This window comes from Fuchsiella alkaliacetigena (genome assembly GCF_023227765.1).
GTDB classification, from domain to species: Bacteria; Bacillota; Halanaerobiia; order Halobacteroidales; family Acetohalobiaceae; genus Fuchsiella; species Fuchsiella alkaliacetigena.
In genome coordinates this window covers 1-12,111 of the sequence record NZ_JALKBZ010000063.1, presented here as the reverse complement: position 1 = coordinate 12,111, position 12,111 = coordinate 1, and the positions used below count along the sequence as shown (strand labels likewise).

Below are 12,111 nucleotides of genomic sequence, written 5' to 3'. Positions count from 1 at the left end.
GAGATTTGTAATCAAGCGATTGCATCCTACACAATTGTAATCCTGTGAAATTGTGGTCTATAGTTAGTTTTGTATAGGTTTTTATAAGCAGGATTGGTGCTTTTGTATTTAAAACGAATCGACATTCACGGTTTTAAGTCCTTTGCTGATGAAGTTAAAATAGAGTTTGAGCCAAATATTACTGCTGTCTTGGGCCCTAACGGAAGCGGTAAAAGCAATATTGCCGATGCTATTCGTTGGGTGCTGGGTGAGCAGAGTGCTAAGTTATTGCGAGGAGCTAAGATGGAGGATGTTATCTTTGCGGGGAGTAATCAACGACAGCCCTTAGGTATTGCCGAAGTAAAGCTAGTATTGGATAATAGTCAGGGTGAACTGCCGATAGAGTACAATGAAGTAACTATTGGCCGCCGAGTTAGCAGATCAGGAGAAAGTGATTATCTGCTTAATAACTCTATCTGTCGTTTGAAAGATATTCAGGAGTTGATTATAGGGACGGGAATGGCTAAGGAGTCTTATTCAATAATTGGACAAGGTAGGGTTGATTCCATTTTAAGTGAGAAAACTGCTGAACGTCGCGAGGTGTTTGAAGAGACGGCAGGAATTACCAAGCATAAACAAAGAAAAGAAGAAGCCGCTCAGGAGTTAGCTGAAACTGAACAGAACCTACAGCGGATTACCGATATTATTGGTGAGTTAGAGAAGCAGTTAGGCCCTTTAGAGGAGGAAGCTGCTAAAGCTAGGAAGTATCGTCGGCTTTATGGCGAGCTAGAAAACTTGGAAGTTAATCTATTATTAAATCGCTATAGTAACTTAGCTACTGATTTGGAAGAGGTAGAGCAAAAATATCAGCATTTAGAAAAAAAGGTGACCCAAACCGAGAAACAGGTTGCTGATTACGATTTAGAAATGGAGTCTTTAAACTCTCAACTTAAGTCGACTATGGCTGAGTTAGAAGAGAAAAAGGACGAAGTATATCAGGCGGAAGGAAAAGTAGAACGGACTAATAATAAGATTCAGATTTTAGCCGAAAAAAGAAGTAATGCTAACTATAGATTGGAGCAGCTAGCTGAGCAGTTGACAGAAGTAACTGAGGAATTAAATAAGCTAGAAGCAGAAAAACAGAAGCAAGAAAAGCAGTTAGCAGCGGTAGAAAGTAAGCTAACTAATGAAAAAAATAGCTTGGTAAAGCAAGAAGAACAGCTTAAGCAGACGGTAGAGCAATTGGAGCTACAAAGGAGTAAGCGCCAAGAGGCTGAACAAAGTCAACAGCAACAGTTAAGGGAGATCAATCAAAAGCAGAATCAGTTGGAACAGACTGAGTATCGACTTGAGGACTTAAGAAAGGAGCTTAGCAAAGAAAAGGAGCAGCTTAGTGAAAAAGAAGAGCTGTTAGCTGAGTTAAGAGCTGAAAAAAGCGATTTAGCTGAGCAAGTAGATACTACTAAAGAGGAGCTAGAAGCAAAAAAGGCTGAGCTTGAAAGCGAAAAGCAGCAACAGCAGCAGTTAGAGCAGGAATTAAAAGAGTTACAGGAACAGTATAATCAGTTGAAGAGCAAAGAAAATAACCTTAATTCTCAACTGGATGTTTTAAAAGAAATGCAGCGGAAGTATCAAGGTTATTATCGAGGAGTAAAGCAAACTTTAAAGCATCAACGAGAGAATCCTAATTTTGCTCAGATTTACGGAGTAGTAGCTGAGTTATTACAAGTGCCTCAGCAGTTTGAGCAAGCAGTGGAAATGGCTTTAGGGAGTAAGTTGCAGAATATTGTAGTGGCTGAGGCTGAGGATGCTAAGCAGGCTATTAGCTATTTAAAAAAGCAAGGAGCTGGCCGAGCTACCTTTTTGCCTTTGGACTTAGTTCAGCCTAGAAGTCTGCGCCAACGAGAAGCTAAGGTACTGCAGAAAGCGGGCGTTTACGGTACGGCAGCTGAGTTGGTGGACTATGATAGCCGCTTTGCTCCGGCAATGAAAAACTTATTAGGGAGACTGCTGATAGTTGAAGACTTGGATGTAGCTGTAGCTGCCTCCCAAAAGACTAATCAACGAGTACGGATAGTTACCTTGAAAGGAGAGATTGTCAATCCCGGTGGTTCAGTTACTGGGGGTAGCTCTGGGCAGAATAAGGCTAATTTGTTAGGTAGAAGTCGTCAGATCGAGGAGTTGGAAGTACAGTTAGCGGACTTAACTGAAGAGTTGGCTCAAGTACAAAAGGAAGGACTAGGATTAAAGGAAGAATTAGTTGCTAAGGAAGAAGGTTTAGAGCAGACTCAAAAACTGCTTCACCGTTTAGAGATACAGTTAGCCGAAAAAACTAAAGATTGGCAGCAGTTAGAACAGGAAGTGTCTAGAGTAGTTAGCGAGAAGGAGCAGTTAAGTAGTCAACTGGAGGAGTTGAATGAAAAAGAGCAGGATTTGAAAGAACAGCGCCAGGACTTAAAGCAGGATTTAGAGAACTTGAGTGCTCAGGATAGTATTGAAGGTGGTATTGACTTGTTGGAAGAGAAGATTGTTGAACTGGAGACTGCTAAGGAGAAGCTTCAGGAAGAGATTACTGATTCAAAAGTGCAGATAGCTGCTATTGAGCAGGAAAAGCTTGGTTTGAAGAAGGAAGTAACTAGAGTTCAGGCTAGTTTAGACAAGCTTAAAAGGCAGTTGGAAACTAAGCAGCAGGAAAAAGCTAAACTCAAAGAGCGTCGCCAAGAGATAGCTGTTGAAAAGAAACAATTGGCTACTGCTGTACAAGAGGCAGAAGCAGCTAGAGATGAGCTGCGGGGTCAATTAAATGGATTAAATAAACAGAAGGAAGAGCTGACAGAGGAAATTACTGAGTTAGAAAGTGGTACTAAAGGAATTAGAGATAAATTGGCTAAATTACAGAAGAAGCTAAATAATTACGAGGTTGAGAAGGCTCAGCTAAAAATCAAACTGGATAATATAGTTGATAAGTTAAGTGAAAACTATGAACTTCAGTTTACTGATCAATTGTTAGAGGATAAGCAGCCGATTATGGATTATCAGGCAGTAGAAAAGAGAATTGCTGAGTTGAAAGAAGCGATTAGTAAACTAGGCCATGTCAACTTAGGAGCTGAGGAAGAGTATCAGACTTTAAAGGAGAGATTTAGCTTTTTAAAGCAACAGTATCAAGACTTAATAGAGGCTAAAGAGTCTCTAACTACAGTAATTTCTGAAATAGATACGACTATGGAAGAAAAATTTGTTGAAACCTTTGAGCAGATTAAAAAGGAATTTGAGCAGATATTTACTGAACTATTTGGAGGTGGACAGGCTCAATTGGAGTTAGCAGAGCCCGATGACTTATTAACAACGGGGATAGAGATTAATGCTCAGCCGCCGGGCAAAAAACTACAAAAGCTGTCTTTGATGTCTGGAGGGGAGCGGGCCCTAACGGCTATTGCTTTAATCTTTGCGCTGCTAAAGGTACGGCCTAGCCCTTTTTATGTTCTGGACGAGATAGATGCTCCTTTGGATGAGGCAAATGTGGATCGTTTTGCTGATTATTTGCGTGGACTATCGGCGCGGGCCCAATTTATTTTGATAACTCATCGTAAAGGAACTATGGAGGCTGCTGATGCTCTATATGGAGTAACTATGCAGGAGTCTGGGGTTTCTAAGTTGGTATCTCTAAAGTTATCGGAACTGGCCAGTTAAGCTTAAAATCTGTATATTATAATTTGGAAAGTAAAGAATATAATAAATAGTTAGTCTTAAAAAGGAGAGGATAGTATGCAAGTAAAAGGAATTGCTAAAAGCATAGTTGATAAATTGGTAGATAGAACTGTAGAACTGAGTCAAGGTAGAGCTGTAGGAACTATAGGTTTGGTGAATGAGGAAGGCTATATTGATAGTATATCACCTTTAACCGACGGGGGAGTTTCTGGACTTTCTTATCGAAAGATGTTAAGTAAGGTCGTTGATGTTGATGGTAGAGCTTTAATAGAAGGGATTAATCAGTTACCCGATAATGCTGTTTTAATCTCTACTAATCCCGGTAAAACCGGTTTGATAGTAGATACTAATGGAGTGAATTTACTGGATTCACCAGTAGTTAGAATCGGAGTTAAGGCCGAGGAGTTAGCAGGAGTAGGAGTAGTACATCCGGAGAGCTATTACTTTGATCTAGCTACTCAATCGGAAGAGATTCAGATTAAGAGGTTGGCTGCTAAAGATATGAATGAGGAGCGGGAGATTTTAAGAGAGTCTTCTGAGTTAAGGCTTAATTATCTAGAAATCAGTGATGAGTTAGAAGTGATAGAGATGGCAGAACAGGAATTTGAGTTGGAAGCGCCTGCTGTTGAAGACTGGGAGATTGCTCGGGTAAAGGTAGACTCTATCTGTGAGGAGTTAGTTGAGGAGTTAGTTAATAAGTCTATTAGTGTAGAGCAGGGCCGGGAGGTAGCTGCTATTGGAGTTTTAGAAGATGGACATGTAGTTAAAGGAAGCGAGATAGTAGTAGGAGGCATGGGTTATGTACCTTCGCGGATGCTGGCTTCTAGTTATACTGAAATAGATGGAATCTCTTTGCGGAGAGCTTATACAGAAAAAATTCCGGCAGAGGTAGTAATTGTGCATACTCATCCTGGGGGTACAGGAGTGATGCATATGGGCGATGCTATGGCCGGGCCCGGCATGTGGGGCAGACCGATTATTGCGGTAGGTCATGATAAAGCAGGACAGGTTAAAGGAGCTACGGTAATAGAATTACAGGATGAAATATCTAAACTGGCTGAAGAGTCAGAGCAAATTGGTCAAGATTTTTATAAGGTCGATACTCCCGAAGAAGAGGCTAATTTGCGTAAACGAAAGTTTGGAATTGCTCAGGAGTATACAGATTTATGTAAGTCTATTGAAATTAAATAACTTGTTTCCTCTCACCTAAGCTTTAGCTTAGGTGAGCTTAATAGTGAAGCTCTAACTTCTAATTTATGGAGCGATTCAGAAACTGATTTAGATAAAATACGAGAAAAAGCTTGGGCGAGAAGAATTTGATAAGATATAAGACTAATCTGTTGGAGGGAGAAAAATGTTTAAAAAGTTATTCGGAAAGAAAGATAAAGAAGAAGCGAAGGAAGAAGCGAAGGAAGAAGAAGCTGAAACTACCGAAGCGTCAGCAGAGGAAGAGGATACTTCTGCTGAAGCAAAGGCTGAAGAGGAGACTGCGCAAACAGAAGAAGAACAAGCAGGTTTATTTTCACGCTTAAAAAATGGCTTAAGCAAGACTAGAAATGCCTTTGCTAATCAAATTAAAGGTCTTTTTGCCGGTTATAGTAGTATTAATGATGAGTTATTTGAAGAGCTAGAGGAAATTTTGATTCAGGCTGATGTAGGGGTTCGCACTACTATGAAGCTGGTGGATGATTTGCGAACTAGGGCTGATGAGGAGAAGATTAAAGATCCTCAGCAGTTACAAGATGTTTTTCAGGAAAAGTTGAGATCTATCTTAGTTACTGAGGATGAAGATATTTATACTCAGGATCAGCTAACGATTTTAATGGTAGTGGGAGTTAATGGAGTTGGTAAAACCACTACTATTGGTAAGATTGCTTTGCGAGCTAAGGAGAGTGGTCAGCAGGTTTTATTAGTGGCTGGCGATACCTTTAGAGCAGCAGCTATCGAACAGTTAGAGGCTTGGGGAAATAGAGTAGGTACTAAGGTGATCTCTCATCAGGAGGGAGCCGATGCAGCAGCAGTGGTTTACGATGGGATACAAGCGGCTCATTCTCGGGATAGTGATCTGTTAATTATCGATACTGCGGGCCGTTTGCATACTCAGAGTAATTTGATGGAGGAGTTAAAGAAGGTGAAGCGAATTATTGATCAGCGGGCCCAGGGAGCTAGAGTGGAAAGTTTGTTGGTCTTAGATGCTACTACCGGTCAAAATGGAATTTCTCAAGCTGAGCTTTTTGATGAAGCGGTGGGAGTTGACGGAATAGCTTTAACTAAGTTAGATGGAACCGCTAAAGGTGGAATTGTACTAGCTATTAAAGAAGAGTTGGGAATTCCGATTAAGCTAATTGGAGTCGGCGAAGATGTAGATGATTTGCAGGATTTTGAGGCGGAAGCCTTTATTGAGGCGCTTTTTAATTAATGCTTCTTAATTTGGACTTGACAAAGCAGGATTACTACGTTATACTATCATCTGTAAAGTTTTTTTGCTTAACAGCTATTGCAGGTGATACCTTTGTTAGAACGAACGGTTAAAATTGGACTTTTATTCGACTTTTACGGAGAGTTGTTAACAGACAAGCAGCAGCAGATGATCAAGTTGTACTTTTATCAGGACCTCTCTTTGGGGGAGATAGCTGAGGAGTACGGGATTAGCCGTCAAGCTGTATATGATAATCTTAAGCGAGCTGAAGCGGCTTTGGAAGAGTATGAAAGTAAGTTGGATTTATTAGAGAGATATCAGTGTAGAAAAGAGAAATTAGAGAAGTTACGGGAACTAATTGAGAAGATTTCCCATCAGATTTCTGAACAGGACTTGGAAGCCTTGGAGAAGCTCACTAGCGAACTGTTGGACTAAATTAAAGGAGGAGTTGGGAAATTGATATTTGAAGGTTTAGCTGAAAAGCTACAGAATACTTTTGATAAGTTAAAAGGCAAGGGTAAGTTATCAGAGGATGATGTTAAGTCTGCCTTAAGAGAGGTTAAGTTAGCTCTTTTAGAGGCCGATGTTAACTTTAAGGTAGTTAAAAACTTTATTAAACGGTTGGAAGAAAGAGCTGTTGGGGAAGAGGTTTTGGAGAGCTTAACCCCGGCCCAGCAGGTAATTAAAATAGTTAATGAAGAGTTGACCGATTTAATGGGGGGGACTCAAAGCAAGCTAACTTTAGGCTCGCGAACTCCGGCGGTAGTGATGTTAGTTGGCTTACAAGGGGCAGGTAAGACTACTACTGTAGGTAAGCTGGCTAAGCATTTACACGGTCAAGGTCGTAGCCCTCAACTGGTGGCGGCTGATGTCTATCGTCCGGCAGCTATTAAGCAACTGCAGGTATTAGGAGAACGTTTAGAACAGCCGGTTTTCTCTATGGGTGATAAGCAGGACCCAGTGGATATAGCCAAGGCAGCGGTTAGTAATGCAGAGTCTGAAGGACGTGACGTGACGTTAATTGATACTGCTGGTCGATTACACATAGATGAAGAACTAATGGACGAGTTAAAGGGAATTAAAAAGGCTGTTAAACCACAGGAGATACTGTTGGTTGTCGATGCTATGACGGGACAGGATGCCGTTAATGTAGCTGAAAAATTCGATGAAGCTTTGGGTATAGATGGAGTAATTTTGACTAAGCTTGATGGTGATGCTCGTGGTGGTGCTGCCTTATCTATTAGTTCTGTAACTGGTAAGCCAATTAAGTTTGTAGGTACTGGAGAGAAGTTGGATAATTTAGAGGAGTTTCATCCTGATCGAATGGCTTCCAGAATTTTGGGGATGGGCGATGTATTAAGTCTGATTGAGAAGGCGGAAGAGAGTATAGATGCCCAGAAGGCTAAAGAATTGGAAGAAAAGCTACGTAAAGAGGAGTTTACCTTAGAGGACTTTCAAGAGCAGATGGGACAGATTAGAAGCATGGGCCCGCTGGATCAAATTATGGAAATGCTGCCGGGAATGGGTAATCTGAAGCAGTTAAAAGGAATGGATATGAATGAAGGTCACTTGGATCAAATAGAGGCCATTATTAATTCTATGACTATAGAGGAGCGGAGAGATCCGCAGATTATCAATGGTAGTCGTCGGCGCAGAATTGCTGAAGGTAGTGGTACCAAAGTACAGGATGTAAATCGTTTATTGAAGCAGTTTAAGCAGACCAAGAAGATGATGAAGCAGTTAGGAGATATGCAGAAAAAAGGAATGGGTGGTGCTTTGAAGGACCGTCTACCTTTCTTTTAATTTTATAGAAATATTGTTGTAAAAAACCTTAAGTTCAAAACCTTGGAACCACGAATCAACACTAATGAGCACGAATAAGTTCAAAACATTAAAAAATAAAATTATTTAAAGGTTTTATTCGTGTTAATTCACCCCAAGAGTACTTCTTCAGGGATTATCATCCCTTCAGGGCGCGTGCTCATTCGTGGTTTCAAAAAAAGGTTTTAAAGATTTTTAACTGCACCAATTCATTAATAAAGCTGCAACTTGCTAAAATTTAGCTTAAGTTGACACATATAAACTGTATTATGATTTTTGAACTTAGACTATAGGGGAGGTGAAATAGATGTCAGTTAAGATTAGACTGAAGCGAATAGGAGCTAAAAGAGATCCTGCTTATAGATTAGTGGTTGCTGATTCTCGTAAGCCTAGAGATGGTAGATTTATTGAGGAGATAGGACATTATAATCCGGCCACAGACCCTAAGACTTTAGAAATTAAGGAAGATAAAGCCTTGGAATGGTTACAAAATGGGGCCCAGCCTTCTGATACTATAAAAACTTTGTTTAAAAGAAAAGGAATTATGGAAAAGTTTGACCAAGAGAAGAATAAGTAATTAAGCAGTTATTTGCTTAGGAGGTGCTTGGCGCTTGGATGAATTAGTAGAGGTGATTGCTCGTTCTATTGTAGATAATCCAGAACAGGTTAACGTTAATAAAGTTGAAGGATCTAAGTCTGTAATTCTGGAACTGCAAGTGGCTGAAGATGATATGGGTAAGGTAATTGGTAAGCAGGGTAGAATAGCTAAGGCTATTAGAACTGTAGTTAAGGCTGCAGCTACTAAGGAAGGCAAGAGAGTGATTGTGGAGATTATACAATAGGATTAGTACTTAATCAACAAGGGGCTAGGGGAGGATTTCTCTAGCTCTATTTTGCTTATAAGCTTACTTGAGTTGGGGTAAAATAATATTGTTATTTCAGTTAAGAGTTAATAGTTGAAGCTCAGAGGATAAAATAATATTGGTATATTGTCGCGTTTACGATATAGCTATTAACGGAAGCTTGAGCTAGTTGATATGTTTCAACCACTTGCCGTTCAGTCGGCGTCCTGCCTCCTTCACTCTCAAAAATAGCCCTCCCAGCGTCCGTGCCTCCGGGCTATTTTAAGAGTCGCTCTTTGAAACATATCAACTTGTGGGTTAAAACAGTTATTTCGTTATCAGCACGGCCAAACAGGTGTTTCTAAGCGATATTAAAGATTATTTGTTAATGCTTCTTAACGAATCGGAGCTAAAATAAGAGCTGGTTTAGCTAATTTTTCTAATTAAAATTAGCTTGCTCTTATTTTAGTGGAGATGAGTTTTAGAAGCATCAAATAATCTTTTCTAGCGTGAAACACCTGTTTGGCCCCACGCTCAGTGCAACAATAGAACGATAATGTTTTGTTTTGAAGGTTTAAACTTAACTATACACTATACATTATAAACTGTTAACTATATGAATTGTGAGGTGAAGCGTATGACAGAAGAGTTAATCACTATCGGTAAGATTACTAAACATCAAGGAAATAAAGGCGAAGTGAAAGTGATCCCGCTAACTGATTTTTTAGATCGTTTTGAGTTATTGGATAAGGTTTTTTTAAGCAAGGGAGCGGAGCTAAAGGAAGTTAGTATTGAAAGCTGGCGTTACCATAAAAACTTTATCATCTTAAAGTTTGAGGGTTGTGATGATATCGGGGCTGCTAATCAGTATCGTGATTTTTTAATTAAGATTTCTAGAGAAGAGGCTATTCTACCGCCAGAACATTATTACCTACATGATATTTTGGGTCTAGAGGTCTTGAGTACTACTGGCGAGGTCTTGGGAAAGGTAGTCGATATTCTGGAGACTGGTAGTAACGATGTTTATGTAGTGCAGCAGGAAGAAGAGGAGTATTTGATTCCTGCTTTAAAAGATGTGGTGCAGGAGATAGATTTAGAGAAAGAGGAGATGAGAATAAAGTTAGTCAAAGGACTGATTTAGAGTGTTGAAGTTTGATGTGTTAACTATTTTTCCGCAGATGTTTAGCGGGCCCTTAGATGAGAGTATTTTAAAGCGGGCCCAGGAGGAAGAGCTAATTGAAATAGAGCTGAGTAATATTCGTGATTTTGCTACCGATAAGCATAGTCAGGTCGATGATTACTCCTACGGAGGCGGAGCCGGGATGGTGATGAAGCCGGGCCCGATTTTCAGAGCTGTAGAGAGTGTAAACAGTAAAGAGGCTGAGGTGATCTTAATGTCACCCCAGGGTAGGGTTTTGGAGCAGGATTTGGTTTGTGAGTTGGCCCAGCAGCAGCATTTAGTGCTGATCTGTGGACGTTACGAAGGAGTTGACGAGCGGATTAGAGAGGAATTAATAGATCGAGAGATTTCCATCGGGGACTATGTACTTACCGGGGGAGAGCTACCAGCTATGGTCTTAATCGATGCGGTGAGTAGAATGATTCCTGGCGTCTTAGGTAAAGAGGAGTCGGCAGTAGAGGACTCTTTTTATCAGGGAATTTTGGACTATCCGCACTATACTCGTCCGCGTGAATACCAAGGACTGGGCGTACCCGAGGTTTTATTAAGTGGTGATCACCAGCGGATAGCTGAGTGGCGTCGCCGGGCCGCCTTAAAGAATACCTTGCTTAATCGACCTGAACTATTAGCAGAGGCGGAACTCTCGGCTGAAGATGAAGAAATTTTAGCTGAGCTAAAGCAGGAGTTTTTGAAGTCTGTAGAGGATGGAGTTGAGTAGTTGATGTTTTATATAGCTTTAATACATAATCCGGTTTATAATAAGAATCAAAAGGTAATCACCACTACTGTCACTAATTTGGACTTACACGATATTGCTCGGGCGGGCAGAACTTATGATGTAGCCAAATACTATATAGTTAATCCCTTGGACTCTCAGCAAGAACTAGTAGAACGAATGAGAGAGTATTGGGCCAGCGATTTTGGAGCTGATTATAATAGTGACCGTCAGGAAGCTTTTAGTGTTTTAGCTATCAAGTCAGAGCTGACAGAAGTAATAGCAGAAATAGAAGAACGGGAAGGAGCTACACCTAAGTTAATTGCTAGCGATGCCCGAGAATATGATAATTCTATTGGTTATTTAGAGCTGCGAAGAAAAATTCAGGCTCAAGATGATCCTTATCTGTTACTTTTAGGTACCGGCTGGGGTTTAGTAGCAGATTTAATTAAAGATACTGATTATATTTTAGAACCTATTTACGGTCAAGGAGATTATAATCATTTATCGGTACGTAGTGCTGCGTCGATAATTTTGGATAGATTATTAGGTGAAGAGTGGTGGAGTTCAGCGGAATTGACATCCTCCCCGCCCGTTCCTTGCGTCACGAACGAGGATTCCTAAAAGAAACTTACGAGGTTGTTTGCTGATTAAAGTCCAGCCTATTTCTAGTAGGACAGTATGACGCAAACTTTAGGCTGTGCCATCAGCCCTCCTGAGATAGGCATATAGCCACTCAGGCACTTAGACTATTACCATCTAAGCAGATTGTTTGTTACATACTATCTGCAATACGGATTATATTTTATTCTAATCACAGATTAGATGTTAGTACAACTAACTAAAATATAATCTAGTTGCAGTTTTAGACGAGCACCTTAAATATTTTACACAACAAAGGGTTAGTTGTTGCAACTCCCCAAATATTTACTTGTTAGCTTTATTTTATCATAGATTCAGTGTTTCATCAATAATTTTAAGATTAATATTTAATCAATCTTAAAATAGCCAATTCATCCCCGCCCTAATTCAAGGGCGAGGCTTTCTTGGCTACGAATCGGTAACTTGACTACCCTAACTACTTAATTAACTTTAATTTTCATTCAAAATAAGATATAATTATAGTTAGTTAAGAGTTAAGAATTAAGAGTTAAAAGTTTAAAACCATATGGTCAAGAGCAAAAGGATCTTATTTATTAAAAAAGAGGAGGTTGTAAAAGTTGTTAAAATACTAACAAAAACTATATAAAAGTTATAAAAACGCTTGAAGATCTATCTATATTTTGATATACTATAGATAGAGGTGATAAAGATGAAACTATTAAATTCATCAGAAACCGCCGATATATTGGGAGTTAGTGTTCAATCTTTTAGATAATTTAATGATTAGGTTTTCATCAGCACTAAGGTTTGCTTTTAATCGCAGGAAACCAAATGCTTATAAGCC

10 protein-coding genes are annotated in these 12,111 nt (G+C 39.8%); all 10 read left to right on the top strand.

Annotated elements, in window-relative coordinates; translation table 11 throughout:
* Positions 1–102: 102 nt before the first annotated feature.
* Positions 103–3,669: a chromosome segregation protein SMC gene (smc, locus tag MWH30_RS12385; protein ID WP_248664405.1), complete on the top strand. Its 3,567-nt coding sequence runs from the start codon at positions 103–105 to the stop codon at positions 3,667–3,669.
* Positions 3,670–3,744: 75 nt separating this feature from the next.
* The gene (locus MWH30_RS12380; protein WP_248664404.1) at positions 3,745–4,878 is read left to right on the top strand and encodes a peptidase S7; all 1,134 of its coding nucleotides are present in this window, start codon (positions 3,745–3,747) and stop codon (positions 4,876–4,878) included.
* Between the two features lie 163 nt (positions 4,879–5,041).
* On the top strand, positions 5,042–6,106 hold the full coding sequence (ftsY, locus tag MWH30_RS12375; protein WP_248664403.1) for a signal recognition particle-docking protein FtsY: 1,065 nt from the start codon (positions 5,042–5,044) through the stop codon (positions 6,104–6,106).
* Between the two features lie 93 nt (positions 6,107–6,199).
* Positions 6,200–6,541, top strand: coding sequence for a putative DNA-binding protein (locus MWH30_RS12370; protein ID WP_282706326.1), 342 nt, complete (start codon positions 6,200–6,202; stop codon positions 6,539–6,541).
* A 21-nt stretch (positions 6,542–6,562) separates the two neighbouring features.
* Complete coding sequence (gene ffh, locus MWH30_RS12365) at positions 6,563–7,909, top strand: signal recognition particle protein (RefSeq protein ID WP_248664401.1); 1,347 nt, start codon at positions 6,563–6,565, stop codon at positions 7,907–7,909.
* A gap of 325 nt (positions 7,910–8,234) precedes the next feature.
* Positions 8,235–8,504 carry a 30S ribosomal protein S16 gene (gene rpsP, locus MWH30_RS12360; RefSeq protein ID WP_248664400.1) on the top strand — a complete coding sequence of 90 codons (270 nt, stop codon included), beginning with the start codon at positions 8,235–8,237 and terminating at the stop codon, positions 8,502–8,504.
* A gap of 34 nt (positions 8,505–8,538) precedes the next feature.
* Complete coding sequence (locus MWH30_RS12355; RefSeq protein WP_248664399.1) at positions 8,539–8,769, top strand: KH domain-containing protein; 231 nt, start codon at positions 8,539–8,541, stop codon at positions 8,767–8,769.
* A gap of 637 nt (positions 8,770–9,406) precedes the next feature.
* A complete protein-coding gene (gene rimM / locus MWH30_RS12350; RefSeq protein ID WP_248664398.1) occupies positions 9,407–9,910 on the top strand; it encodes a ribosome maturation factor RimM in 504 nt (167 codons plus the stop codon).
* Between the two features lies 1 nt (position 9,911).
* Positions 9,912–10,667: a tRNA (guanosine(37)-N1)-methyltransferase TrmD gene (gene trmD, locus MWH30_RS12345; RefSeq protein ID WP_308221619.1), complete on the top strand. Its 756-nt coding sequence runs from the start codon at positions 9,912–9,914 to the stop codon at positions 10,665–10,667.
* A 3-nt stretch (positions 10,668–10,670) separates the two neighbouring features.
* Positions 10,671–11,288 (top strand): RNA methyltransferase, encoded by a 618-nt coding sequence (locus MWH30_RS12340; protein ID WP_248664397.1) that lies wholly within the window; start codon positions 10,671–10,673, stop codon positions 11,286–11,288.
* The last annotated feature ends 823 nt before the right edge of the window (positions 11,289–12,111 follow it).